We start from the raw sequence: 25,589 nt of genomic DNA on the forward strand, positions 1-25,589 counted from the left end.
TCCATGTACCCGGACCGCGTCGTCTCCGGCATGCGCCCCACTGGGGCGCTGCATCTCGGGCACTACCACGGCGCCCTGAAGAACTGGATCCGGCTGCAGTCCGAACACCCCTGCCTGTTCTTCGTCGCCGACTGGCACGCGCTCACCACGCACTACGACGACCCGGCCGTGGTGGAGCGCAGCGCCTGGGACATGGTGATCGACTGGCTGGCGGCCGGCATCGACCCTTCGCAGGCGAGCATCTTCATCCAGTCGCGGGTGCCGGAACACGCCGAATTGCACCTGCTGCTGTCGATGGCCACGCCGCTCGGCTGGCTGGAGCGGGTGCCGACCTACAAGGACCAGATCGAGAACCTGGCGGGCAAGGACCTGGCCACCTATGGCTTCCTCGGCTACCCGCTGCTGCAGGCGGCCGACGTCCTGATCTACCGCGCCAGCATGGTGCCGGTGGGCGAGGACCAGCTGCCCCACGTGGAGATGATGCGCGAGATCGCGCGCCGCTTCAATCACATCTACGGTAGGGAAAAGGGCTTCGAGGAGAAGGCCATGGCCGCCGTGCGCAAGCTGGGCAGCAAGCGCGCCAAGCTCTACCTCGAGCTGCGCACCGCCTACCACCAGGAGGGCGACGACGAAGCCCTCGACCAGGCGCGCGCCATGCTGGAAGACGCGGGCAGCCTGTCCAACGTCGACCGCGAGCGCCTGTTCGGCTACCTGCAGGGCAGCCGCAAGATCATCCTGGTCGAACCCGAGGCCCGCCTCACCGAGGCCGCGCGCCTGCCGGGACTGGACGGCCGCAAGATGTCCAAGAGCTACGCCAACGGCATCGCGCTGCGCGAAGACCGCGCCAGCGTGGTCAAGAAGATCCGCACCATGCCCACCGACCCGGCGCGCGTGCGCCGCACCGACCCGGGCGACCCGGCGCGCTGCCCGGTGTGGCAGCTGCACGAGGTGTACTCGGACGCCGCCACCCGCGACTGGGTGGTGAAGGGCTGCACCAGCGCCGGCATCGGCTGCCTCGAATGCAAGCAGCCGGTGGTCGACGGCGTGCTGGCCGAACAGGAACCGATGCACGAGCGCGCCCAGCCCTACCTGGACGACCCGAGCCTGGTGCGCGCCATCGTCGCCGATGGCTGCGAGCGGGCCCTCAAGCTGGCCCAGGAAACGATGCGCGACGTGCGCGAAGCGATGGGGATATCCTACACATGAGCAAGGAAGCGGGAATGAGCCCGGTGAACATGATGAACCTGCCGCCTTCGCCCTGGGTGGCGCGTTTCGCGCCGCTGGCGAAAGAGGGCGAAGTGCTGGACCTGGCCTGCGGCACGGGGCGCCACAGCCGCCTGCTGGCGGGCCTCGGGCATCCGGTGCTGGCGCTCGACCGCAAGCCGGAGGCCCTGGCGGCGCTGGCCGGCGCCGGCATCGCCACCATGGAATACGACCTGGAAGACGGTTCGCCCTGGCCCTTCGAGGCCGGGCGCTTCGCCGCGATCGTGGTCACCAATTACCTGTACCGGCCGCTGTTCGCCCACCTGGCGGCCAGCCTGCGCCCGGACGGCATCCTGATCTACGAAACCTTCGCCCAGGGGAACCAGATCTACGGGAAACCGTCGAATCCGGATTTCCTGCTCGCGCCGGGCGAGCTGCTGGCGCTGGCGGCGCACGGCGGCCTGCAGGTGCTGGCCTACGAGGACGGCCACGTCGAGCGTCCCCATCCCGCCCAGGTGCAGCGCCTATGCGCCGCGGGTCCGGCCTACGCCAAAACCGAGGCACGGCTCGACCATATTGTGGTCAGGAATGAACCATAGCGGCGGGCGATCCGCTACAATCAGGCTTTTATTTACTGGCACGGTCCAAAGATTATGATTAAGGGCAGCATCGTAGCAATCGTCACCCCGATGTTCGAAGACGGCAGTCTTGACCGCGACTCTCTGCGCAAGCTGCTGGACTGGCACATCGCGGAAGGCACCGACGGCGTCGTCATCGTCGGCACGACGGGCGAGTCCGCAACCGTTTCCCCGGAAGAGCACTGCGAACTGGTGAAGCTGGCGGTCGACCACGTCGCCAAGCGCATCCCGGTCATCGCCGGCACCGGCGGCAATTCGACCGCCGAGGCCATCGCGCTGACCCGCCACGCCAAGGAAGTCGGCGCGGACGCTTCGCTCCAGGTCGTGCCCTACTATAACCGTCCGACCCAGGAAGGCATGTACCGCCACTTCCGCGCCATCGCGGAAAGCGTCGAGCTGCCGATCATCCTGTACAACGTGCCGGGCCGCACCGTCGCCGACATGGCCAACGACACCGTGGTGCGCCTGTCCGCGATCGACAACATCGTGGGCATCAAGGATGCGACCGGCAACATCGGCCGCGGCATCGAGCTGCTGCGCGCGGTGGACAAGTCCTTCGCCGTGTACTCGGGCGACGATCCGACCGCGATGGCCCTGATGTTCTGCGGCGGCGCCGGCAACATTTCCGTCACCGCCAACGTGGCGCCGCGCGCCATGCACGAGCTGTGCGCGGCCGCCATGGCCGGCGACATCGCGCGCGCGGTCGAGATCAACGACCGCGTGCTGGACCTGCACGCCAAGCTGTTTGTCGAACCGAACCCGGTTCCCGTCAAATGGGCGCTGGCCGAAATGGGCAAGATGCCTGCAGGCCTGCGCCTGCCGCTGGCCCCGCTGTCCGCCCAATTCCACGAGACCGTGCGCGCCGCCCTGACCGGCGCCGGCCTTCTCCCGCAGTCCTGAGCCGCAAGGTTTCGGCTTCCTAGTAAAGACATCGAACGACATGACTATTTGCAAGAAAACGACCCTGGTTTCCGCTCCCGCCGCTCGCGCGCTGACGCTCACCGCGCTCGCGCTCAGCCTGGCGGCCTGCACCACCGTGTTCGAATCGGACCGTGTGGACTACCGGGGCGCCAAGAAAGCCGCGCCGCTGGACGTGCCGCCCGACCTGACCAAGCTGGAACGCGACAACCGCTACGCGGTGCCGGACGCAAAGGGCGTGGCCACCGCATCGGGCTTCCAGCAGCAGCGTAGCCAGGGCGCCACCGTGGCGCCGGTGGCTGCCGGCGCCGAGCAGATCGGCCCGCTGACCCTCGAAGGCATCCGCGTCGAGCGCGCCGGCGACCAGCGCTGGCTGGTGGTCAAGCAGACTCCGGAACAGCTCTGGCCGCAACTGCGCCAGTTCTGGGAAGACAATGGCTTCGCCATCGAGAGCGAATCGGCGACCACTGGCACGATGGAGACCAACTGGGTCGAGAACCGCTCCAAGATCCCGCAGGACTTCCTGCGCAACACCCTGGGCCGGGTGTTCGACCGCGCCTATTCGACCGGCGAGCGCGACAAGTTCCGCACCCGCCTGGAGCGTCTGCCGGATGGCTCGACCGAGATCTACGTGAGCCACCGTGGCGCCGAAGAGGTGCTGACCGGCGCCCAGAAGGAAACCACGGTCTGGACCGTGCGTCCGAACGATCCGGGCCTGGAATCGCAGTTCTTGAGCCGCATGGTGGCGCACCTGACCGGCAGCAAGGACGTCAAGACCGCCGAGGCGACGGTCGCCAACGCGCCGCTGACGCCGCAGAAGGCCAAGCTGGTGGGCGACAAGGTGGAAGTGGACGAAGGCTTCGACCGCGCATGGCGCCGCGTCGGCCTGGCGCTGGACCGCGTCGGCTTCACGGTCGAGGACCGCGATCGCGTGCAGGGCATCTACTTCGTGCGTTACGTCGATCCGGATGCGCAGAACAAGGATGGCTTCTTCAAGCGCCTGTTCACCTTCGGCAGCTCGGAAGAGAAGGCCAAGGAAGCGCAGCGCTACCGCGTGCTGGTCAAGACCGCGCAGGGTGCGAGCGTGAGCGAGGTGACGGTGCAGACCAATGCTGGTCAGCCGGACAGCTCGGCGACCGCGGCCAAGATCCTGAAGCTGCTGAACGACGAGCTCAAGTGATCGCGGCGTGATGCGATGAGAAACCGGCCTGCGGGCCGGTTTTTTTATGCCTGGTCCCTTGGCGCGAATCCTGGGTCGCACGACCCGAAAACCTCATTCCCGGACCCTCAACACGTCATCCACGCGGCCTAGAGACGTCAGTCCCACGGCCCCAAAACGTCGGTCCTACGGTCCCAAAACGTCAGTCCCACGGCCCCAAAACGTCAGTCCCGCAGCCCCAAAACGTCAGTCCCGCAGCCCCAGTACGTCATTCCCGCGAAGGCGGGAATCCAAGTGCGCACGCGTCTCGACAGCGCAAACAACTTGGATTCCCGCCTTCGCGGGAATGACGAATTAAGGCTATCGCTGGAATAAGGTGCCGAACCCGTCGTCGGCCACGTATCAAAGGCTATCGCTGGAATAAGGTGCCGAACCCGTCGTCGGCCACGTATCAAAGGCTATCGCTGGAATAAGGTGCTGAACCCGTCGTCGGCCACGAATCAAAGGCTATCGCTGGAATAAGGTGCCGAATCCGTCCTCGGCCACGTATCAAAGGCTAGCGCTGGAATAAGGTGCCGAATCCGTCCTCGGCCACGTATCCAAGGCTATCGCTGGAATAAGGTGCCGAACCCATCGTCGGCCACGACTCGAAGGCTAGCGCTGGAACAAGGCGCCGGGCCCATCGTGGAGCACGAATCGTACAGGCGAAAAAAAACCGGCCCGCAGGCCGGTTCTTCGAACCAGAAAAAATCTGATTACTTGGTAGCAGCAGCCGAAGCAGCTTCCGAAGCAGCAGCCGAAGCGGCAGCAGCAGCGTCAGCAGCGGTCGAAGCAGCTTGCGAAGCAGCAGCGGCAGCGTCAGCAGCCGGAGCAGCAGCAGCGTCAGCAGCCGGAGCGGCCGGAGCAGCAGCGTCAGCAGCCGGAGCAGCAGCCGGAGCTTCGGTAGCAGCCGGAGCGGCCGGAGCGGCTTCTTCTTTCTTGCTGCAAGCAGCCAGAGCAACAGCCATCAGGGAAACGATCAGCAGGGATTTTTTCATGATTTTCCTTAGTATTTACAAAAGTATTACTGCTTGTTGCGAATAATAATTACCGGTAATTATTGCTCGGCGGAATTCTCGTGCTTTCAGAAATAGCAATACTGCCAGATCGGCAACGGAACCTTCCTGACCTGATATTATAGCCAAATTTACTGAATCGCAATAGCGAACTCATTCCTCAGTGAAAGTATTTTGTGAAGAACCAAGCTTCATATTGTTACAAGATGCAACTGAAGCCGAAATCCCTGTTTCTAAAGCAATTTTTCACTGATAAGCTGGCTCACAGGCCGGTCGTCGTGGCCTGAAGTACCACCCGCGACTCTTCCCAAATGGCAAGAAACCGCTGACCCGGCAGCTCACATGCGCCCAGCGCGTCGAAGGCCGCTTCGCCGCGCATATGATCGCTGTGAAAACGGCGCACCACATGCCTGTCGTCCCCGATGCAGAATGAATCGCGCAGCTCGCGCAGGGCGCGCGGGGTCTGCCGGCATTCGCACTGGTGGCTGTAGTCGCGCAGCAGGCGCAGGAAGCGCGGATAGTGGCGCTCGATGTGCGCGCTGTCGTGCAAGGCCAGGCGCAGGCTGCCGCCGCGCTTCAGGAAGGCGCGCAGCAGCGCGTCCACCTCCGAGGCGCCGAGGGGAAAGACGGCGAAATCCGGATCGAACAGGTCCAGGCGGACGCTGGACGCGGCCAGGCAGGCCCGGAACTGCTCGTCCAGGGCGGCCCGGGTATCGAAGCGGATCGCGCCCGTTTCCATGCTCAGCCCAGCTCGACCCAGCCGTCCTGGTACCAGGTGTACAGGGCTTCCAGCACGTCGTCGGTGGCATCGGCCAGCTGCGCGCCGTCGAGGCGGCGTTCATTGGCCAGCACGTCCAGCACCGCCTTGTCGGCGCGGCCGACGGCGAAGGACTCGCCATTGATGAAGACGTGCTTGCCGCGGTAGAGCATCAGGGTCTTGCTCGACAGCTTGAGGCCGCGCTTGGCCGCCGTCTCCATGAAGCGGCCCACCGTGAGCGGCTTGGCCGGGCCGGTGAAGAACACATTGTGCTTGGGCTCGGACAGGTATTCGCCCAGGAAGACGGTCACGTCTTCCTCGTCCCAGCGCACCTTGTTGAGTTCCTCGGTGACGGTGGCCAGCATGTCCTTCGGGATCTCGGCCGGGTTCTTGGCCGGCTGCAGGCCCGGGTCGGCGTAGCGGCCCGGCAGGTCGATCGAGTCGGCCATGAACTGCAGGAAGGCTTCGCCCAGTTCCTGGAACGAGGGCGAGCGGAAACCGATCGAATAAGTCATGCACTCGCCCTCGGCGATGCCGTCGTGGGCGTAGTGGGGCGGCAGGTAGAGCATGTCGCCCGGCTCGAGCACGAATTCCTCTTCCGGCTCGAAGTTGGCCAGGATCTTCAGCGGCAGGCCATCGACCAGGCTCAGGTCCTGCTGCGAGCCGATCTTCCAGCGGCGCTTGCCGTGGGCCTGGAGCAGGAACACGTCGTAGGAATCGAAGTGGGGACCGACGCCGCCGCCGTCGCTGGCGTAGCTGATCATCAGGTCGTCCAGGCGGGCGTCCGGAGCAAAGCGGAACTGGCGCAGCAGTTCGTCGGCGCGCTCGTCGTGCAGGTTGACGCCTTGCACCAGCATGGTCCAGCCGGGTTCGCTGCGCGACGGTAATTGCTCGAGCGGGCCGTGCTGCATGTCCCACTGGCCATTACGCTGGGTGACCAGGCGCGACTCGACATAATTAAGTTTGGCAAGCTCGGCCAGCTTGTCGAACTTGAGTAAAGGCTTGAAGCCGGGAATGGCCTGACGGATCAAAAGCGGTTTCTTGTGCCAGTAATCGCGCAAGAACTGAGCGGGAGTAATATCCCCAAGAAGCTGTATTTTTTTCATGCGCCATTATAACCATCCCGGGCGAGCCGCTCTTTCCATCGGGGGTATAATCCGCACCTTACAACGAAAGGATGTGCGATGAAGATTGCCAAAAATACGGTCGTGACGGTTAACTACAAGCTGTCGGACGCCCAGAACAACCTGATCGAGGAAGGCGCCCAGCCGATGGTTTACCTGCACGGCGGCTACGAAAATACCCTGCCGAAAATCGAGGAAGAACTCGACGGCAAGGAACCGGGCTATTCGTCGACCATCCAGGTCGAGCCGGACGATGCCTTTGGCGACTATGACCCGGCGCTGGTGAAGGTCGAGGACCGCAACCGCCTGCCGGAACCGATCGAAGTCGGCATGCAGTTCGAAGGCATGGCGGAGGGCAGCGACGAAGAGCCGACCATCTTCACCGTGACCGACATCGCGGATGACAAGGTTGTGCTGGATGGCAATCACCCGCTGGCGGGCATGGCGCTGCGCTTCGAGCTGTCGGTGATCGACGTGCGCGAAGCGACCGCAGAGGAAGTGTCGCACGGTCACGTGCATGGCGCGCACGGTCACCATCACGGCCATGACGCGGAAGACAGCGAGCCGGGCGACCATTTCCGTAGCCAGCCGCTGCAGTAATCCCGATCGAACGCGATTGCCGGCCGGCGATCGCGGTCTGCCCATCGCGGCCATGCCGGGCGGCGTGGCCGCGCGCTCACTTCTCGACGTCGCCGAGCTCGAACTCGGCATCCTTCCCGAGCTTCACCTTCACCTCCACGGCCTCCGTGCCGACCGATAGCTGCCCGATATTGTCGCGCCAGGCGATCTTCGGCCGCTTGCCGTCGACGGCTCCGCTATCGACCAGCAGCACCTTGCCCTTGAAGCGCGCGGCCTGCGTGCGGATCTGCTTGCGCGTCTCCTGGAAGCCGTCGTAGACCGCCGGCTGGCGCCGCAGCAGCCCTTTCAATCCACCGTTCTGCTCCTGCAGCAAGGGCTGCACATCGCCTTCCGAGAACAGCACCACCGCCTGCGCCTTGTCGCTGCGCGCGATCGCGAACAGGCGGTTGAGCCAGAAGCGGTTGGCCACGGTGCGGTCCTCGAACTCGCTGTTGCGGCCCGCCGCCGGCAGGTAGTGGTTGTTCCCGGCAGGGAGGTTGATGGTGGCGTACAAGACCTTCCCGACTTGCCAGTGCGCGTTCTCCGCATAGCTGCGAAAGCGCGGACTGGCCGACAGCCGGGTCAGGGAAAGCTTGTCGTTCCCGAGCGAGGACGGTTCGCCGTACAAGAGCTCGCGCAGCCGGTTCAGGCGCTCGATGGCGTTGGTGCGGCCGAGCGAATTGCGGCAGGCGGTCCAGTCGCTGCCCGCCAGCGAGACGATCACCGGACGGCGCGCACGCTCGATCAGGTCGCGCCGCTTCTGGTACAGGCGGTCGCCGCAGCCTTCCTTCTCGCCCTTGATGCCGGTGAGGACCACGAAGGACAGCGATTTCGCCGAGGTCTCCTTGAGCGCCTGCTCGAGGCGGTCCTCGCCACCGGCCTTGGCGTCGTTGCCGATCACCGCGAACCGGTGCGCGTGCTCGTCGTTCTTGTCCTTGTCCTTCTCGCGGCTGGCCGCCGGCGCCGCCGCCAGCAGCGCGGCGAGCGCGCCGGCCAGGAGCAGGGGCGGGCGCGGCGTTCGCATCAGGCGGCGAAGCGTTTGAGCTCGTAGAGCCGTTCGAGCGCCTCGCGCGGCGTGAGCGCGTCGGGATCGATCGCGGCCAGCGCGTCGCGCAGGCCGTCGTCCGCCGGCTCGGAGGCGTAGGCTGCCGGCGCCGTTTCTTCGAGCTGGGGCGCATCGGCGCCGGGCGCAGCGAACAGGTCGAGCTGGGGCGTAGCGTCGAGCGCCTGCGCTTCCAGGCGCGCCAGGTGCTTGCGCGCGGCCTTGATCACGGCTGGCGGCACGCCCGCCAGCTGGGCCACCTGCAGGCCGTAGCTTTGCGAGGCCGGGCCTTCCTGCACCGCGTGCAGGAACACGATGCTGTCCTTGTGCTCGACCGCCGACAGGTGCACGTTGGCCGCGCTCGGGTGGCTCTCGGGCAACTGGGTCAGCTCGAAGTAGTGGGTCGCGAACAGCGTGAAGCTGCGGCTGGTCTCGATCAGGTGGCGCGCGATGGCCCAGGCCAGGGCCAGGCCGTCGAAGGTCGAGGTGCCGCGGCCGACTTCGTCCATCAGCACCAGCGAGTGCTCGGTGGCGCCGTTGAGGATGGCGGCCGATTCGGTCATCTCGACCATGAAGGTTGAGCGGCCGTTGGCCAGGTCGTCGCTGGCGCCGATGCGGGTGAAGATGCGGTCGATGGGGCCGATGACGGCCTCGCTGGCCGGGACGTAGCTGCCGACGTAGGCCAGCAGGGTGATCAGGGCCACCTGGCGCATGAAGGTCGATTTACCGCCCATGTTCGGACCGGTGATCAGGAGCAGGCGGCGCTCGTTGGACAGGCGGCAGTCGTTGGCGATGAAGCGCTCGATCTGGTTCTCGACCACCGGATGGCGGCCCTCGACGATGGTCAGGCAGGGCTCGCTCACCAGTTGCGGCGCGCACCAGTTGTTGCGCTGCGCGTGGCTGGCCAGGGCCACCAGGGTGTCGATCTGGGCCAGGCCGCGCGCGATGGTCTGCAGGCAGGCGATGTGCGGGGCCAGGTCGGCCAGCAGCTGGTCGTACAGCATCTTCTCGCGCGCCAGCGCGCGGTCCTGGGCCGACAAGGCCTTGTCCTCGAAGGCCTTCAGTTCCGGCGTGATGTAGCGTTCGCAGTTCTTCAGGGTCTGGCGGCGGCGGTAGTCGTCCGGCACCTTGTCGGCCTGGCCGTTGGTGACCTCGATGTAAAAGCCGTGCACCTTGTTGTACTCGACGCGCAGGTTGGCGATGCCGGTGCGGGCGCGTTCGCGGGTCTCGAGGTCGACCAGGAACTGGCCGGCGTTCTCGGACAGGGCGCGCAGCTCGTCCAGCTCGGCGTCGAAGCCGCGTGCGAACACGCCGCCGTCGCGCACCATCGCGGCCGGTTCTTCCATGATTGCGCGGGTCACCAGGTCGAGGCAGGCTTCCGGCGTGGCCAGGTCCTCGTGGACCTCGCGCAGCAGGCAGGTGTCGCCCGGGATGAAGCAGCGCGCCACCTGGCGGCGCAGTTCCGGCAGCGCCTTGAGGCCGTCGCGCAGGCTGGCCAGGTCGCGCGGGCGCGCCGACAGCAGGGCGATGCGGGTAGTGATGCGTTCGATGTCCGGCACCTGGGCCAGGGTGGCCGAGAGGTTGTCGCAGGCGTCCGCCTGGCTCAAGGCCTCGATCGCCTCGTGGCGCGCGCGGGCCACGCGCTGGTCGCGGCGCGCATGGTGCAGCCAGTGGCGCAGCAGGCGCGAACCCATCGCGGTGCGGCAGCCGTCCAGCAGCGAGAACAGGGTCGGCGACTCCTGGCCGCGGATGGTCTCGGTGAGTTCCAGGTTGCGGCGGGTGGCGGCGTCCAGGCCGATGTATTCGTTCTCGTTCTCGCAGGCCAGGCTCTTGACGTGCTGCAGGCCGCGGCCCTGGGTCGACTGGGCATAGCGCAGCAGGGCGCCTGCCGCGCCGAAGGCCGCGCCCAGGCCGTCCGCGCCGAAGCCGGTGAGGGTGGCCACGCCCAGTTGCTCGAGCAGGGCCGCGTGGCCCTTCACCACGTCGAAGTGCCACTCGGGCACGCGCTGGGTGTGGGCCACCGGCGCGCCCTCGAACAGGTCGGCGCCGTCGGCGCGCAGGATCTCGGCCGGGGCGATGCGTTCCAGTTCATGCAGCAGGCGGCCCTCGACCTGGCGCTGCTCGCCCGAGAATTCCATCAGGCGCAGGTTGCCGCTCGCGAGAGAAAGCCAGGCCAGGCCGGCGGTGACGGTCTTGCGCCCGTTGAGCAGGCACAGGGCCAGCAGCGGACGCTCGGCCTTTTCCGGCAGCAGGTCGGCATCGGTCAGGGTGCCCGGGGTGACCACGCGCACCACCTTGCGCTCCACCGGACCCTTGCTCAGGGCCGGGTCGCCGATCTGCTCGCAGATGGCGCAGGATTCGCCCAGCTTGACCAGCTTGGCCAGGTAGCCGTCCAGCGAATGGAAGGGCACACCCGCCATCTTGATCGGATTGCCGCCCGAGGCGCCGCGCGCGGTCAGCGTGATGCCGAGGATGCGCGCCGCTTTTTCGGCGTCGTCGAAGAAGAGTTCGTAGAAGTCGCCCATGCGGTAGAACACCAGCATGGTCGGGTAGTCGGCCTTGATGCGCAGATATTGTTGCATCATTGGCGTGTGGGTACTTTTTTGTTCTCTAGTAACTCGTTGATCTAACGGCATTTCTCTATCTAAGTGCATGATTTGTTGGGCTTAACGCTTGACTGTATGGCGTTTTTACTGATGTCATAAAGTGTCGGGAAATGTCACTGCACTTCACGGTTTGGCGTATGTTTTCAATGTTCCGGAAAGAAACCTACGCTAAAATTCCAATCTCCGTGCCAGCGGGACATTGAAAGCTACGCCAAAGTTACGCCGGAGATCACACATGCAATTCGATGCACGCGCTGCCAAGCTACTACAGCCAGGTCAACACTTTACCATTTCCGACTGACAGGGCTTGCGACTCGAGGTCTAAACGAAGGGTAGAGCGTGGACCTACCGCTACAAAAGCCCTCTCGCTCAAGGCATGCGCCAAGTGAAGATCGGCAGTTGGCCAGAGATGTCGCCAGCGCGCGCCGAGGTCGAATGGGAGAAGCTCAGGGACGCTCGCGCGGCCGGCGTTGACCCCGGAGCAGTGCGGCGTCAAGCGCGTGAGCAAGACAGGGCGGCCGCCAAGCAAGCGCGCGCCGCTGCGGCGCGCCGCGCATCCGTTCGGACCTTGTGTGGCGCATACTTTGAGGGGCACGTATCGGTGAACCGTCAGCCGAAGGGCATCGCTGAGACCGGGCGCACAATCGATAAGGTTTTCGCGGATCATCCAGACTTCGCGAACATGGATCCTGCCCAGGTAACGCGTGCGGTTGCCTTCGACATCCTGCAGTCCTATGTCCAAACGCCAGTTCAGGCAGGTCGGATCAGGATGGAGCTCGGTGCTGCCTGGGAATACGCGCACGACTCCGCCGGCTAGATCCCGAGGTGCCGAACTGGTGGAGGCAGATTATGCGCGGCAAGCTTCGCAGCAAGGGCCGCGTGCGCGAGGGCGAGCGCATCGGCACAGTGAAGCGCGTGCTCAGCCCGGCCGAGATAGGAACGCTGATCACCTGGCTGCCGAACTTCTCTCGTCTGGTTGAGGACGTGCTCTCTCTACATGTGGACCTGTACGAGGGGCAGCGAGATTCTGGAAATGGAGGTCAAAGAGATCACGCGCGAGAAGGACGGCCTGTGGTGGACTGTCCCGAAAGCGAAAACAAAAAACTCGTGGCGGGAGCAGGCGGTCGATCTGCGCGTGCCGCTCGTTGGTCGGGCCGAGGCGATCGTGCCCCGGCGGATGCAGGCGGTAGGGGAAGGATATTTGTTCCCCTCCACCGGAAAGAGTGGACACGTGGAGCAGGAGACCGTGAGCGCGATGGTGTGGATGCACCAGCCCTATGCGTCCACCCGGCCGGACTATAAGCGTGCCAGGCTGCCGGTGTCGCACTGGTCAGTCCACGACTTACGTTGCACTGGTCGCACCCAGCTGACGGCGCTTGGATGCAACTCAGATGTCGCTGAAGCCGTGCTCGGCCACATGCCGTCCGGGATTGAGGGCGTGTATAACTTGCATCGCTATGATCAGGAGCGGCGCCTTTGGCTTGGCAGGCTAAGCAAGCACTACGAGGCCTTGGCCGGCAGTGACAGTTCGCTTGCGTAACGGTTTAGATGAGTTGCGCGCTTAGTATCGGGCTCGCTTCTAGCATGGCTCCGGGTGACTGTGTCCACCACTTGAGGCGCATTAGAAGGGGAGTTCGGTGCGTAGTGTATGATGATTGACTGTACCGTTCCTAACCTCTAAGAGATTTTCGAAATTCTATGCAACGCACTGCACTCAAAAATCAGGTTGCACTATTTGGTAGCTTCAGCTTCCCAGCCGTTCCGGATACCACGATAAAGCTGCTCAATGCGTTTGCGACGCTAGGGTTCCTCCCCCAGATTGTGACATCCGTAGATCCAACCAACGGGCTGTCTGCACAGAAAATTAGCCTGGTGCGAGGAACTGATCAGATCCATTTCGGCAATGACCGCATCGATGTTTTTAGCTTTTTGCCGTCGAGTGAAAACCTGAACTCGTTCCTTTCGGAAGTAGTCACCTACGTACAGCGGTTGGACAGTTCGCTTACCTTTACTCGTCTAGGCCTCGTTCATGAAATAGACGTTCAAGCGGAGACGCCGGAGAAGACGCTGGCTGTGCGACGGAAACTTTTGCCCGAAAGCGGTGAAGATTCGATCGAGTGGACGGCTCGCTGGGTAAACCCTGTCACTGTAGATGGGATGGACTACAACCTCTGTTTCGAAGCAATGCTTGCGCCAGGGTTAGCCATGGTCGTAAACAACAAGGTAACCCCAATCAATGGCATCAAGGTGATGCACGACGTTAGCACCCTGCAAAACGCGCCTGGGGCACGCTACGACTCGAAGAATTTAGCCGAGGCTCTTGCGGCAATGGCGGCAATTGTTGAGCGACAGAAACTTTCCTTCCAGTTTTAGTGGATCAAAATGGACATGACATCCTTTTCAGTGGATAGTTTTCAACGGGACGCGAAGACGGGAACTACCATCTCGCCTGGACTTTTGAAGCCGGATGTAAGAAGGATACGATTGATCGAGCCGGTTCGATACGCTGGCGGCGGAACTGGGCTAGTCATCAATGTCTATGGTGTGCAGCAAACTGCAACTTCCAATATTGATTCCGAGGTTGACGAAGGCAGCGGTTTCGTGTCGGAAGCAGCGCTTCGAAGAAATAAGATTTCGGTCGATGCCCAAGTGAAATTTGCGGAAATTGCAAAATCTGAGCACTTTGAATACGGTTATACACCTCCATCTGAGCGCTATTTGAGCAGTTTCGCAAAAGAGTATCCAGAGTTGCTAGGGAATGTTGTTCAGAGTATCTACCTAAAAATGGCAGGTGAGCCAACAGTGGTAGTCGCGTTGCTAAACGCAATTGGGGCGATGAGTTACGACTCAGTCAAGCCATTCGGTCAAATTACAGCGGTGGCCGCAGTAACTAATCCCTCTGTAGAGGTTAAAGAAGCAGCGATTCGCGTCTATGAAGCGTGGGGACATCCCGAGGGGATTTCGATACTGCGAGATATCGAGTGCCCATGGCCATGGCTGGACCGATATAGAAATCAAGTTATCCAGGATCTTGGTGGCGCATGAGTTATTTGGTTCGAAAGATTGAGCGTGCAAAGTGGGCTGGATCTGAGAAAATTGGGGCAAGAATCAAAGCAGATGTAGTCGCATCGTGCATTCGGCCTATGGCAAGCGAACTGTCTGTTTGGTACGCGAAGGATGAGCAAGATCTTGACGATGCCAGGCTTGCGATGCTCGCCGCGACGAACAAACCGGCGACTATCGACTTCGTTGAAATCCCCCTTTCTGTTGTTCAAGAGGCGGGACTGAAGGTCGTGGAAAGCCTCCCGACTGTTGGACCGGAGGCGCTGAAGTCTCGTCACCGAGATATCGCAGACTTAGACCTAGATAGCCTGCAAACCGTAGCTAAGATAATACAGCGGCTTTTGTCTGAGGATAAGGCGAAAAGACTTACGGCCGGACAGTGTAAAACTATGTTGAAGCAGGCGATCGCAAACAATCGATTTTCAGCTAATGAGCTAGCGGAGGGAATTTCAAGTAAGCTATAAGGGCCTTAAGCATTAAGCCTTCAAAAGCTGCAACTTTTATTGCAGTGCTCATGCTCCTGTATATTGGCGCCTCCCCGTGTTTGGATGCGGGGGGGGGTAAGTCTGAAACGGGTCTAGTATCAGCCCATTCCTCTTTTTCTCTTGTTAATCAAGCAACCCGGCGGCCGGAGAGCGGCCGGGGGTGAGAGAAATTGTTTTCTCGGACCAACCGTTGAATGGTTGTTGCTGCTAGCGCTACAGCACCGGCAACCACTTCCAGTTCAACATACAGCGGCTTCGCGGTTTTCTCCTATCGTTCAAAAGTGCTGACGGTGTATCGACTTAGCAAGCACTTCGACAGGTGTTTGGCTCTGAGTGGCTGGCGGCACGACAGCCAGACAGACAGCTGGGGAGCGTGTTATCAGTTCCGAGCGCATTGTAGGCTCATGTCCGTTATTAGCGAGTTTGTCTGGATCTGATCTTGTCGATCCACGTCGAGATCCGCCCCGCCAGCGCATGAATACAACGCACATCCCTGAGCAATGCTGGCCGGCTGTACTTCGCTTTGGGGGCGTCAGTCCCATTGTCGAAGTGACGAACCAGGGCAGCGCGATATTGATTCATCGAATGGAACGTCATCGCATAGCCATCGTTCGCGATTAGATTTCGAAGCGCGCGAAGCATCACCTCGCTCATCGTCTCGGTCCTCATCATGAACATCTGCGACGGCGGCGGCCGCGGTGCCGATTGCTCCGAGCTGATTATTTACAGCTTGGACAGGGTGACCGAGCCGGCTGGGCTCTTCTAATAGAAAACGCCGGCAGTGCCGGCGTTTAGTGGACTCCTTTTTAGCTGACTCGTCGTTGGCGGAACGTTCGCACCTTTCCGGTCGCACCACGACTGACGAGGTACGCGCCAGCTAAAGCCCCGATGCCAACGAACGCAAGTCCGGATGGAACGTTAAGCAAGGACGCTGTGGCTCCAAATAAGCCGGCTAGTTTTGATGGGAGCCATTCCAGCAAGATCATTGCCGAGACCATGCCGACGATTGCGCCGAATATCAGTCCCTGCTTTTTCTCCTCACTGGTTGCGCCATAGACGATATCACCGCCGCAACCACGGCAAACGTGGGCGCCATAGCTGCACTCGAAGTGGCATTGGCCGCATGAAAAAGTAGATGACATTAATTGCCCTTGGGTAAGTTTTATCAGGGCAATTATATCTCGTGATTAGAATAACACAACGCAGATTGCATGCGTGTTGCCCGTTGCCAACACATGTAATAGGCAAATTCAAAGGCTGCGTACATATGCATGACAAATTGCAAAAATGTACAGTATTGTTAGAGCTCTGCGTACCTGCGGGAAGTGTGAGTCTGACTGCGAAATCCAGGCAGAACGAGGTGAGAAAGGGCAAATCTCGCTCGCGGCAGTCGCCGCCAGCTACGAGCTGCGGCTTTGTCGACCCAACGATTCGACGACGATGCAGCGCGTGCGGGCCGCGTTAGTTGACGCGAGAGTTGTTTTGATGGGCTCGACCCGCATGCTCTTCCGAGGTATCTAGCGGGCGTCCGATGGTGCAGAGTGGGCTATTGGGGTGTGTTCTTCTACCGCGCTGGCCTTGATCTCGTTGGGAGCGTTCATTTCTTGTTGATTCGGTACGGCGGGTAGCGGCGGAGCCAAGGCTTGCCATTTTACCGCGATCGACTCGGCTGGATGCTGCAAAAAGCACACGGTGGGTTCGCGCGAGCCAGCACGCCTGAGTGTCGGTTTTTTTTACACTCGACGCCAGACGGAAAACCACGCTTGAACTAAGTCATTGATTTGACGACATGTTAGTATCCGTGGTGCAATTCTTGCTTACAATCCCGGTTATCTGGGAGAACAACATGAAACGCATCATTTGCAAGACTATCGGGGTAATGGCGCTGGTCCTCGGCGCGGCCGGCGCGCAGGCCGGGGTGATCGCCAGCGACAATACCTACGGCGTGTTCGACAAATACACCGGCACCCGCACCCTGGACGTGAAGACCCACGGCACGATCGCCGACCTGAACATCCTGGTGTCCTTCTCCAAGTGCGACAATCCGGTGCTGGGCGCGGTTGGCGGAGCCTGCGCCGGCGCCGGCACGCCCTACGAGAACGAGATCGTGATGCGCTTGACCAGCCCGACCGGCGTCAAGGTCGACCTCGTGCTGGAGAACACCTTTAACCTGGGCAGCAGTGGCGCCGGCCAGGTCAGCCTGATTTTCGATGACGAAGGCGCGCCGCTCGGAACCCAGGTGCAGGGCGGCAGCTTCAAGCCGGTCGGCAGCTTGAGCGCCTTCGACAAGCTCGACGCTTTCGGCGCGTGGACGCTGGAACTCGGCGACACCAGGCGCCTCGATCCGCTCGAATATTATTTCTCCCAGCTGATCGTCACCTTCGCCGGCGAAGAAGAGGAAGGCGAGGAAACGCCCGGCGGACGGGTGCCGGAACCGGCTTCGCTCGGGCTGCTGGCCTTGGGCCTGGCCGGTATGCTGGCCGCGCGCCGCCGGCGTTAGCGTCGGCGGCGCCGCCAGCGTTTGCGGGGACTTACTTGAGCGCCGTCGTCCGATGGCGGCGTGCTTTTCGGGCCCTGCTGGCGAGCGCAATCAGCGCGATTCCGAACAGCGATACGGTGCCCGGTTCCGGGACCGCTCTGGTAACGACGCTGAGGTTGTCGAAACCAACGGGGTCGTCTCCACCAGAAGTCTCGAACACGAGCCAATCGACATTCGTCCAGAGCGGGCCGTGGAACTCGAGCGTCTGATACAGATCGCTGTAGTAGTCGGCATAGGCGGTTCCACCTTTGGAAGAGCTCAGGGAGTAGGCGCCGCCGTCAAGCCCTGCGGTAAACATCAGCGACTTCAGGCTGAAGCTCGCACCGTCGACCCGGGCCACGTACATGAGTCCCGGATAATAGACGCCATCGGGCAAAAGCTCGCTCTTCCCCAGATAGTCCTTGTTATAGCCGAACGTCGAGCCTTCATAACATCCGCTGTTATCGAAGGTGAGCGACTTCCCGAAGGGCGAGGGCACACCCATGTATTGGGTATTAACATGAAAATGGCAGCGCGCAGAAAATACGAAGTCGCCGATGACAAGGTTGGCAGTCGGGTTTTCCGAGCCGGTCAGGTTTTCGAAATCGAAGTTGATGACTGCGGCCGACACCTGCTGGCACATCGCAGCGAGAGTGAGGATCGCTGCCAGCAGCGCGTGGAGTACGGTTTTCATAAGGTCGTTCTTTACCTAAAACATGGATGAGTCCCGGCCCTATGATGAACTCGCATGGGGCCGGCATATTGCGCTGCTACAGTTCTGGAGAAGCGTGGCGAGCCTGAGTGTGACAAGCACAAAGCGTGCCCCTAGGAAATAATCTAACAAAAACAAACAGTTAGTTCCTGGCCTTTCACATTTTCTCGCCTGAATGTAAATTTCTCCGACACTTGCCTCCACATTCTGGGCCGGCGCGCCGCTCCTGCCGATGCCGCGATCCCATCCAACTCGCTCTCCTAGCGCCGGCTGTCGCCGCGCCATGCCCCGGGCGCAACGCCCACGAGTTTCCGAAAAGTGCGTCCGAAATGGACCGTGTCGGCAAAGCCAGTCGCCTGCGCGACATCGGCCAGCGACAGATCGGAACTGGCCAGCATCGTCTGAGCGCGCCGGATCCGGCTATTGAGCTGCCACTGATAGGGCGCCAGTCCCGTGGACGTCTTGAAGGCACGGCTGAAATGGGCCTGCGACAGGTTGACGATGCCCGCCAGCGTTCCCAGCTCGATGCGGTCCGGGAAATGCGCCTCCATGTAGTCGACCACCCGCCGCAACTGCCAGGGCACCAGGCCGCCGGGCTTGTAATCGCTCACCGGCGATACCGAAAACAATTGCGAGGTAATGGCGGTGATGATGCCGTCTCCATACAGCTGCATCGACGGATCGGGATGGTTGACCGCTTCCGACAGCAGCCTGGTCAGGTTCCAGATCCGCTCGTTCGTGAAGCGCAGCCGCGGCGCGCTCACCCTGTTGGCGTCCATCGTCATCTGCATCGATTCGCTCAGGACATCGAAGTCGAACACCAAGGCGGCGTCGACGATGCGCCGCGCGTTCATCGAATGCCCCCACAAGTCCAGCCCGGCCGGGGCGAAATACATATGGCGCGGCGCGTGGGCGACCGGGCAGGGCGTGCTGGCCTGCAGGCGCGGCTCGCAGACGCCGCCCGATTCCTCCAGCACGACGCTCAGGCGCGGGTGGGCCCCATTCGGAAGCAGGCTGACGCATTCGCCCACGCAGTCGTAGCGCGTGACGGCGAGCTTGACGCCGCGCCATGCGCGCTGCGACTGCGCCACGCCGACGACGTTCGGGGACAGGGCTCGTGGTGGTGCGGGCTGGGCGCGCATGGTCTTCTCCTTCTCTGGTTCATCAAGATGCGTCCGGCATGCGCCGGACGGTGTTCCCTCGGGCAGTCCCGCCGGCGCCGGCAAGCCGGGCGCAGGATCGGACCATCAACAGCAGGAACGGACATTGTTGCTGCGATATCGCATTGCTATCGTTCTGTCTCGACGCCTCTCCACTCACACGCCACGACAAAGGACAGCAACATGAGCAAGAACGGACTCGACGCGCTCCTCCGGCCCGAAGACAGCATCCTGGTGCTGATCGATCATCAGCCCTTCCAGTTCGCGACCCTGCACAGCCACGAACCGACGATGGTGATCAATAACGTGGTCGGCCTGGCCAAGTCGGCCAAGGTCTTCGGCGTGCCCACCGTGCTGACCACGGTCCTGGAAGAGCGCGGGGGATACATCATCAAGGAATTGCAAGATCTCTTCCCTGAACAAAAGCCGATCAATCGCACCTTCATCAATACTTGGGAAGATGCGCGCGTGACCGAGATCGTGAGGACGAGCGGTCGCAAGCAACTGATCCTCGCGGCGCTCTATACCGAAATCTGCCTGGCGATGCCGGCCATCCACGCGCTGGCCGACGGTTACGACGTCTTCATCGTCACCGATGCCTCCGGCGGCGTGTCGGCGGAAGCCCACGACATGGCGGTGCGCCGCATGGTGGCGGCCGGATGCGTGCCGATCACCTGGATGGCGGTGATGTCGGAATGGCAGCGCGACCATGCGCGGCCCACGGGCGAGGGCATCGCCAGGGTCGTCGCCGAGAACGGCGGCGGCGCGTCCGTCGCGCTCGCGTGGGAGCTTCAGCTCCTCGCCACCCATGCGCATGCCTGAGGTAAAACCGGTGGCGCGTGCGGGGATAATCATCATCGTCGGCGAAGAAGCCCGGAATGGTTTAGGGGGTGTGAAGCGAGCTTGTATAAGCGCTAACACCCAATCGATTTTGCAGGTTTGGCAAGGCAGGCGCTAGTAGCGTTGCTGGACTTGCTGTGTTGCGCGAACTGGAACGCCGCCGCCCCGACGGCCGGTGCGGCGCGTTCGGGGACTTGAAAAGGAAAGCGGATGGTGGAGGCAAGCCTGGACGGACGATGGGACCCGCCGTGGTCCTGGTGGGGGAGGCCGTGGTGACCGCGCCCGTCTCCAGGCGCCTCGGCGTCTGGGCAGGCCTTCGGTATAGTGGCGTGCATCGTTCATCGCGCCGCGCCGCGCCACCGGGAGCATCGTAGTGGATATCGAAGAGTTGCAGACCTTCGTCGAAGTCGCCGACGCGGGGGGCATTTCGCCGGCCGCCCTCCGGCTGGGCGTGTCCAAATCCATCGTCAGCCGGCGGCTGGCGCGGATCGAGGCGGAGCTGGGCATCCAGCTACTGTCGCGCACCACGCGAGGCGCCTCGCTGACCGAAGCCGGCGCCGCCTTCCGCGACTACGCGGCGCGCGCCTGCGCCGAGATCGCCCAGGCCAAGGAAACCATCGTGCCCGAAGGAGAGCTGTGCGGGCGCCTGCGCGTGGCCGTGCCGCTGTCCTTCGGGCCGACCCATTTCGCGCCCGTGCTGGCCGAGATGGCGCGGCTCCACCCTCAATTGCACATCCACACCTGCTACAGCGACAGGCTGGTCGATCTCGTCACCGAAGGCTACGATTGCGCGATCCGGCTCGGCTTCCTGCACGATTCCAACCTGATGGCGCGGCGCGTCGGGCCGCTGCATGGGGCCGTGGTCGCGAGTCCCGCCTATATCGCGGCGCACGGCGCCCCCGAGACGCCGGACCAGCTGCTCGCCCACGAAGCCCTGATGCAGGCCGCCGAGTCCTGGCACTTCATGGATGGCGACAGGATCGTGTCGATCCGCCCCCAGGGGCGCTTCAAGGCGGACAACGGCATCGCACTGGTGGCGGCCGCGGTGGCGGGACTGGGCGTCGGCTACCTGCCGGTCGGCCTGATGCTCGAGCACCTGGATTCGGGCGCCCTGGTTCCCGTCATGACGCGCTATCCGATACCACAGGCGGGCGTGTATGTGGTGCGGGCCCCGAGCCAGCATCCGGCGCGTAAGATCCGGGTCCTGACCGAGCTCCTGATCGCCTACTTCGAGTCCGATCCGCCCATGTCCCGCAACTGGCCGCATTCCCAGCCCGCCCGGGCTTAACGTTCATCACACCACGGAGCACAAGACATCATGATTGAGATGGTCATCGAGCAGCGACGCCGCAGCCTCGGCAACAGTTTCGAGGTCGGCCGCGTGCTGCCCTACGCGAAGCGGCGCATGGTCGGCCCCTTCATCTTCTTCGACCATATCGGGCCGCTCGACCTGGCGCCGGGCGTAGGCCGCGAGGTCGACGTGCGCGCCCATCCGCACATCGGCCTGTCGACCGTGACCTACCTGTTCTCCGGCGAGATCATGCACCGCGACAGCCTCGGCTACGAACTGCCGGTGCGCCCGCACGAGGTCAACTGGATGACGGCCGGCAGCGGCATCACGCACAGCGAGCGCTTCGAGCATGCGCGCGCCCACGGCGACCACCTGCACGGGATCCAGGCCTGGGTCGCGCTGCCCGACGGGATGGAGGAGATCGCCCCTTCGTTCTCGCACCACTCCGGCGCCGACCTGCCGCAGTGGCAGGAGGGCGGCGTGAGCGGCCAGCTGATCGCCGGCAGCGCCTACGGCCTGACGGCGGGCGTGTCGACCCATTCGCCGCTGTTCTACGCCCACCTCGACATGCAGCCGGGATCGACCGCCGGCATCCCCGCCGGCCACAAGGAGCGCGCGCTCTACGTCGCCAGCGGTTCGGTGGAGGTGGGCGGCATGCGCCACGAGAGCGGCCGCATGCTGGTGCTGGGCGAGCGCGCCTCGCGCGTGCGCGCGCTGGAGCATGCGACCGTCATGGTGCTGGGTGGGGAGCCGATCGGCGAGCGCCACCTGTACTGGAACTTCGTGTCGTCCTCCAAGGACCGGCTGGCGCAGGCGGCGGCGGACTGGAAGGCTGGCCGGATGAAGCTGCCGGATGCGGACGACCAGGAGTTCGTGCCGCTGCCGGACGCGCCGCCGCCGCCCGTGGCCTCACACGCCGTCTAGCGCCGCGCCCTCGACGGCGATCCGTTCGCCGCAGACGGCGGCGAAGGCGCCGTCCGCGGCGTCCAGGAACAGTGTCAGCTCGGACCCGAGCGCGACCGGCTGGCGGAAGCGGCAGCGCAGCCGCGCGACCGCGCGCCCGGTCTCGGCCTCGATCCGCGCACAGGCCGCCGCCATCGTGTGGGCGCCGTGGATGATCGGCGAGCGCATGCCCATCAGGCGCGCCGACCACGGCCACAGGTGGATCGGGTTCCAGTCGCCCGACAGGGCGGCGTAGCGCCGGCCCGCGTCCGGGGCGAGTAGCCAGCGGCCGATCTCGCGGCCGGGCGGCGCGGCGGGCTGGGGCGCGCCGCCTTCGCGGCGGGCGCCGCGCCGCACCAGGTAGGTGCTGGCGCAGCTGAACACCAGCCGCTCGCGGTCCAGCGCGCGCGTCTCCAGCAGCGCGTGGACGGCGCCATTGGGCGCGGGCTCCTGCATGCGCAGCTCCGTCACCAGGTCCAGCGCTTGCCCCGGCTCGACCGTGGCGTGCAGGCGCAAGTCGTTGTCGATGTGGATCAGGCCGGGAATCCGGAAGGGCAGCGGACGGTCCAGCATCGCGGCCAGCTGGGCGCGCTGGGCGATCAGGTAGAGGTAGGGCAGGGGAAGGTGCTCGCCCTTGATGCCGAAGGCGGCGCGATAGCGGCGCACGTGGCCGGCGTCGATGCGCGCAAGCCGGTAGCCGGCGCTGAACCCGGCCTGGGCCTGGGGCGAAGGACGCTTGAACAGGGCGCGCAGCAGCAGGGGCGCGCCCACATGTGGAAGGGGCGGAAAGCTCATCCCCGCAAGGATAACGCTTTCCGCCCCGGGCGGGAAAGGCGAAGGCGGGTCAGGCCGCGGCCTTCGACTCCGCGATGCGCTTGGTGATGTGGGCCAGGGCCTCGTCGACCTGGTCGATCAGGATCAGGCACAGGTCGCCCGGCTGCAGGCGCTCGAGCGCGCGGTCGATCGCGACGAACTCGCCGTTGATCTCCTCGACGTGGCTGGTGCGGGTGGCGCCATCCAGGCCCTTGCGCAGCAGCGCGATCACTTCGCCGTCCTCGCGGCCGCGCTGGCATTGGTCCTGGTAGAGCAGCACGTCGTCGAACACCTTGCCCAGGATCTCGGTCTGCTGCGTGATGTCCTGGTCGCGGCGGTCGCCGGCGCCGCTGATCACCACCGAGCGGCGCTTGGCCGGCATGCCCTGCACCGCGTTGCTGAGGGCGGCGATGGCGTCCGGGTTGTGGCCGTAGTCGGCGATCACGGTGGCGCCGCGATAGTCGAACACGTTGAAGCGGCCGGGCGCGTTGTCGCTTTCGCCCACGAAGGTGCGCAGGCCGGCGCGGATGGTGTCCCAGGCGGTGCCCACGCCCCAGGCGGCGGCCACCGAGGCCATCACGTTCTCGACCTGGAAGCCGACCGTGCCGTTGCGGGTGATCGGCACTTCCGACAGCGGGATGCGCATCTCGAACTTGCCCTGGGCGGCCACCAGGTGGCCGTCCTCCACGAACACCACGCGGCGGCCCTGGGCGCGGTGCATCGACAGCACCGGGGTGTTGACGTCCTGGGCGAAGAAGGTGACGTCGCCGCGGGTGACCTCGGCCATCGCCGCCACCACCGGGTCGGCGGCGTTCAGCACGGCCATGCCCTTGTCGGCCACGTTCTGGACGATCACGCGCTTGAGCACCGCCAGGTCCTCGAGCGTGGTGATGTAGTTCAGGCCGAGGTGGTCGCCGGCGCCGATGTTGGTCACCACCGCCACCTGGCAGCGGTCGAAGGCCAGGCCTTCGCGCAGCAGGCCGCCGCGCGCGGTCTCGAACACGGCCGCGTCCACGTCCGGGTGCAGCAGCACGTTGCGCGCGCTGCGCGGGCCGCTGCAGTCGCCGCTGTCGATGCGGCGGCCTTCGATGTAGACGCCGTCGGTGTTGGTCATGCCGGTGCGCAGGCCCGATGCGGTGAGCAGGTGGGCGATCAGGCGCACGGTGGTGGTCTTGCCGTTGGTGCCGGTCACCGCCACCACCGGGATGCGGCCGTCGTCGCCGTCCTCGAACAGGGTGTCGATGATGGCTTCGCCGATCGGACGGCTCTTGCCGAAGGAGGGCGAGAGGTGCATGCGCAGGCCGGGCGCGGCGTTGACTTCGACGATGCCGCCGTTCAGCTCCTCAATGGGCTTGAGCACGCTGTCGCACACCAGGTCGACGCCGCAGATGTCCAGGCCCACCATGTGGGCGGCGGCGATGGCGCGCGCCGCGACTTCCGGATGGACGTCGTCGGTGACGTCGGTGGCCGAGCCGCCGGTCGACAGGTTGGCGTTGTTGCGCAGGACCACGCGCTGGCCCACGGCCGGCACCGACTCGGCGTTCAGGCCCTGCTTGGCCAGGGTGCCCAGGGCGATGTCGTCGAAGCGGATCTTGGTCAGCGAGGTCGCGTGGCCGTCGCCGCGGCGCGGGTCGCGGTTGACCTGCTCCACCAGCTGGCGCACGGTCTGCCTGCCGTCGCCCACCACCTGGGGCGGATCGCGGCGCGCGGCGGCCACCAGCTTGTCGCCGATCACCAGCAGGCGGTAGTCGTGGCCCGGCAGGTAGCGCTCGACCATGATCTCGTCGCGGAATTCGCTGGCGGCATGGAAGCCCGCGGTGAGCTGCTCCTTGGTGGTGACGTTGACCGTCACGCCCTTGCCCTGGTTGCCGTCCTTGGGCTTGATCACGACCGGCAGGCCGATCTCCTGGGCCGCCAGCCAGGCGTCCTCGGGGTCGCTCACGGTGCGGCCGTGCGGCACCGGCACGCCGGCGGCGTCGAGCAGCTTCTTGGTCAGTTCCTTGTCCTGGGCGATCGACTCGGCGATGGCGCCGGTGGCGTCGATCTCGGCGGCCTGGATGCGGCGCTGGCGGCTGCCCCAGCCGAACATCACCAGGCTGCCTTCGGTCAGGCGGCGGTAGGGGATGTTGCGGGCCAGCGCGGCCTGCACGATGGCGCCGGTCGAGGGGCCGAGGCGCACGTCCTCGTCGAGTTCGCGCAGGCGGGCCAGGGCGCCGGCCAGGTCGAAGGGCTGGTCGGCCAGGGTCGCCTTGATCAGCTCCTGAGCCAGGTCCAGGGCCAGGCGGCCGACGTCTTCCTCGGTGTATTCGACCACCACCTGGTAGATGCCACGGTCGATGGTGGCGGTGGTGCGGCTGAAGGTGACCGGGCAGCCGGCTTCGGCCTGCAGGGCCAGGGCCGCCAGTTCCAGCACCTGGGCCATCGGGATTTTGTCGTCATGGCCCATCGGCTGCAGGTGGCCGATCTGGGGGAAGCGGGCGCGCAGGCGCTTTTCGAAGTCGGGCAGGGCGCCGACCGATTCTTCCTCCGGGGTGCAGGAGACGATCGCCTCCACCGAAGTGTGGTGGCTCCAGAGGTTGGGGCCTCGCAGGGCCCGTACGCGTGATACTTCCATAAACCGTCAGTCCTTTCGCGGGCCGCCCCGC

Annotated in this window: 23 protein-coding genes and 1 pseudogene; 14 read left to right on the forward strand and 10 right to left on the reverse strand. The window is 64.1% G+C overall.

Annotated elements, in window-relative coordinates:
• Positions 1 to 3: 3 nt before the first annotated feature.
• Genes B0920_RS19885 through bamC form a run of 4 tightly spaced genes read left to right on the forward strand, consistent with a single transcriptional unit; the run spans position 4 to position 3,939 of the window.
• Positions 4 to 1,206 carry a tryptophan--tRNA ligase gene (locus B0920_RS19885; protein WP_078034362.1) on the forward strand — a complete coding sequence of 401 codons (1,203 nt, stop codon included), beginning with the start codon at positions 4 to 6 and terminating at the stop codon, positions 1,204 to 1,206.
• A gap of 14 nt (positions 1,207 to 1,220) precedes the next feature.
• On the forward strand, positions 1,221 to 1,802 hold the full coding sequence (locus B0920_RS19890) for a bifunctional 2-polyprenyl-6-hydroxyphenol methylase/3-demethylubiquinol 3-O-methyltransferase UbiG (RefSeq protein ID WP_229455792.1): 582 nt from the start codon (positions 1,221 to 1,223) through the stop codon (positions 1,800 to 1,802).
• 54 nt (positions 1,803 to 1,856) lie between these two features.
• Positions 1,857 to 2,741: a 4-hydroxy-tetrahydrodipicolinate synthase gene (dapA, locus tag B0920_RS19895; protein WP_078034363.1), complete on the forward strand. Its 885-nt coding sequence runs from the start codon at positions 1,857 to 1,859 to the stop codon at positions 2,739 to 2,741.
• Between the two features lie 40 nt (positions 2,742 to 2,781).
• Entirely contained in the window at positions 2,782 to 3,939 is a 1,158-nt protein-coding gene (gene bamC / locus B0920_RS19900) for an outer membrane protein assembly factor BamC (RefSeq protein WP_078034364.1), read from the forward strand.
• Between the two features lie 734 nt (positions 3,940 to 4,673).
• Here the strand turns inward: bamC and B0920_RS26310 are convergent.
• The 3 genes from B0920_RS26310 to B0920_RS19915 form a co-directional block, all read right to left on the reverse strand.
• Positions 4,674 to 4,955 carry a hypothetical protein gene (locus B0920_RS26310; protein ID WP_078034365.1) on the reverse strand — a complete coding sequence of 94 codons (282 nt, stop codon included), beginning with the start codon at positions 4,953 to 4,955 and terminating at the stop codon, positions 4,674 to 4,676.
• 280 nt (positions 4,956 to 5,235) lie between these two features.
• A complete protein-coding gene (locus B0920_RS19910) occupies positions 5,236 to 5,712 on the reverse strand; it encodes a hypothetical protein (RefSeq protein ID WP_078034366.1) in 477 nt (158 codons plus the stop codon).
• Between the two features lie 2 nt (positions 5,713 to 5,714).
• Positions 5,715 to 6,836 carry a cupin domain-containing protein gene (locus tag B0920_RS19915; RefSeq protein WP_078034367.1) on the reverse strand — a complete coding sequence of 374 codons (1,122 nt, stop codon included), beginning with the start codon at positions 6,834 to 6,836 and terminating at the stop codon, positions 5,715 to 5,717.
• 78 nt (positions 6,837 to 6,914) lie between these two features.
• On the opposite strand from B0920_RS19915, the gene B0920_RS19920 reads away from it, so the two are divergent.
• Positions 6,915 to 7,454, forward strand: coding sequence for a peptidylprolyl isomerase (locus B0920_RS19920; protein WP_078034368.1), 540 nt, complete (start codon positions 6,915 to 6,917; stop codon positions 7,452 to 7,454).
• A gap of 76 nt (positions 7,455 to 7,530) precedes the next feature.
• On the opposite strand, the gene B0920_RS19925 is transcribed toward B0920_RS19920, so the two are convergent.
• Both B0920_RS19925 and mutS read right to left on the reverse strand, forming a co-directional pair.
• On the reverse strand, positions 7,531 to 8,496 hold the full coding sequence (locus B0920_RS19925) for a hypothetical protein (protein ID WP_078034369.1): 966 nt from the start codon (positions 8,494 to 8,496) through the stop codon (positions 7,531 to 7,533).
• Positions 8,496 to 11,099, reverse strand: coding sequence for a DNA mismatch repair protein MutS (gene mutS, locus B0920_RS19930; protein ID WP_229455797.1), 2,604 nt, complete (start codon positions 11,097 to 11,099; stop codon positions 8,496 to 8,498). The genes B0920_RS19925 and mutS overlap by 1 nt, the downstream gene beginning before the upstream one ends.
• Positions 11,100 to 11,463: 364 nt before the next feature.
• On the opposite strand from mutS, the pseudogene B0920_RS26475 reads away from it, so the two are divergent.
• The 5 genes and pseudogenes from B0920_RS26475 to B0920_RS19945 all read left to right on the forward strand — a co-directional run.
• A pseudogene (locus tag B0920_RS26475) lies at positions 11,464 to 11,937 on the forward strand (alpha/beta hydrolase); the annotation flags it as partial.
• A 180-nt stretch (positions 11,938 to 12,117) separates the two neighbouring features.
• Positions 12,118 to 12,660, forward strand: coding sequence for a tyrosine-type recombinase/integrase (locus B0920_RS26480; RefSeq protein ID WP_307188909.1), 543 nt, complete (start codon positions 12,118 to 12,120; stop codon positions 12,658 to 12,660).
• Between the two features lie 158 nt (positions 12,661 to 12,818).
• A complete protein-coding gene (locus B0920_RS19940) occupies positions 12,819 to 13,493 on the forward strand; it encodes a hypothetical protein (RefSeq protein ID WP_078034371.1) in 675 nt (224 codons plus the stop codon).
• A 9-nt stretch (positions 13,494 to 13,502) separates the two neighbouring features.
• A complete protein-coding gene (locus B0920_RS25700) occupies positions 13,503 to 14,165 on the forward strand; it encodes a hypothetical protein (protein ID WP_143745842.1) in 663 nt (220 codons plus the stop codon).
• Between the two features lie 98 nt (positions 14,166 to 14,263).
• The gene (locus tag B0920_RS19945) at positions 14,264 to 14,647 is read left to right on the forward strand and encodes a hypothetical protein (protein ID WP_078034372.1); all 384 of its coding nucleotides are present in this window, start codon (positions 14,264 to 14,266) and stop codon (positions 14,645 to 14,647) included.
• Between the two features lie 435 nt (positions 14,648 to 15,082).
• Here B0920_RS19945 and B0920_RS19955 read toward each other — a convergent pair whose 3' ends face one another.
• The gene (locus B0920_RS19955) at positions 15,083 to 15,322 is read right to left on the reverse strand and encodes a hypothetical protein (RefSeq protein WP_143745843.1); all 240 of its coding nucleotides are present in this window, start codon (positions 15,320 to 15,322) and stop codon (positions 15,083 to 15,085) included.
• A 1,192-nt stretch (positions 15,323 to 16,514) separates the two neighbouring features.
• Here B0920_RS19955 and B0920_RS19960 point away from each other — a divergent pair.
• Complete coding sequence (locus tag B0920_RS19960) at positions 16,515 to 17,168, forward strand: PEP-CTERM sorting domain-containing protein (RefSeq protein ID WP_179119237.1); 654 nt, start codon at positions 16,515 to 16,517, stop codon at positions 17,166 to 17,168.
• 31 nt (positions 17,169 to 17,199) lie between these two features.
• Here the strand turns inward: B0920_RS19960 and B0920_RS19965 are convergent, their stop codons facing one another.
• Together B0920_RS19965 and B0920_RS19970 are read right to left on the reverse strand one after the other, a co-directional pair.
• Entirely contained in the window at positions 17,200 to 17,880 is a 681-nt protein-coding gene (locus B0920_RS19965) for a PEP-CTERM sorting domain-containing protein (RefSeq protein ID WP_078034375.1), read from the reverse strand.
• A 278-nt stretch (positions 17,881 to 18,158) separates the two neighbouring features.
• Complete coding sequence (locus B0920_RS19970; RefSeq protein ID WP_078034376.1) at positions 18,159 to 19,040, reverse strand: helix-turn-helix domain-containing protein; 882 nt, start codon at positions 19,038 to 19,040, stop codon at positions 18,159 to 18,161.
• 201 nt (positions 19,041 to 19,241) lie between these two features.
• On the opposite strand from B0920_RS19970, the gene B0920_RS19975 reads away from it, so the two are divergent.
• The 3 genes from B0920_RS19975 to B0920_RS19985 all read left to right on the forward strand — a co-directional run bounded on the left by B0920_RS19975 (position 19,242) and on the right by B0920_RS19985 (position 22,113).
• Positions 19,242 to 19,880: a hydrolase gene (locus B0920_RS19975; protein WP_078034377.1), complete on the forward strand. Its 639-nt coding sequence runs from the start codon at positions 19,242 to 19,244 to the stop codon at positions 19,878 to 19,880.
• A 391-nt stretch (positions 19,881 to 20,271) separates the two neighbouring features.
• On the forward strand, positions 20,272 to 21,186 hold the full coding sequence (locus B0920_RS19980) for a LysR family transcriptional regulator (protein WP_078034378.1): 915 nt from the start codon (positions 20,272 to 20,274) through the stop codon (positions 21,184 to 21,186).
• 30 nt (positions 21,187 to 21,216) lie between these two features.
• A complete protein-coding gene (locus tag B0920_RS19985; RefSeq protein ID WP_078034379.1) occupies positions 21,217 to 22,113 on the forward strand; it encodes a pirin family protein in 897 nt (298 codons plus the stop codon).
• On the opposite strand, the gene B0920_RS19990 is transcribed toward B0920_RS19985, so the two are convergent.
• Both B0920_RS19990 and cphA read right to left on the reverse strand, forming a co-directional pair.
• Positions 22,099 to 22,926, reverse strand: coding sequence for a MaoC/PaaZ C-terminal domain-containing protein (locus tag B0920_RS19990; RefSeq protein ID WP_229455802.1), 828 nt, complete (start codon positions 22,924 to 22,926; stop codon positions 22,099 to 22,101). The genes B0920_RS19985 and B0920_RS19990 overlap by 15 nt on opposite strands.
• Positions 22,927 to 22,975: 49 nt before the next feature.
• On the reverse strand, positions 22,976 to 25,558 hold the full coding sequence (gene cphA / locus B0920_RS19995; RefSeq protein ID WP_078034381.1) for a cyanophycin synthetase: 2,583 nt from the start codon (positions 25,556 to 25,558) through the stop codon (positions 22,976 to 22,978).
• Positions 25,559 to 25,589: the final 31 nt, after the last annotated feature.

The organism is Massilia sp. KIM (assembly GCF_002007115.1).
Taxonomy (GTDB): Bacteria; Pseudomonadota; Gammaproteobacteria; order Burkholderiales; family Burkholderiaceae_D; genus Telluria.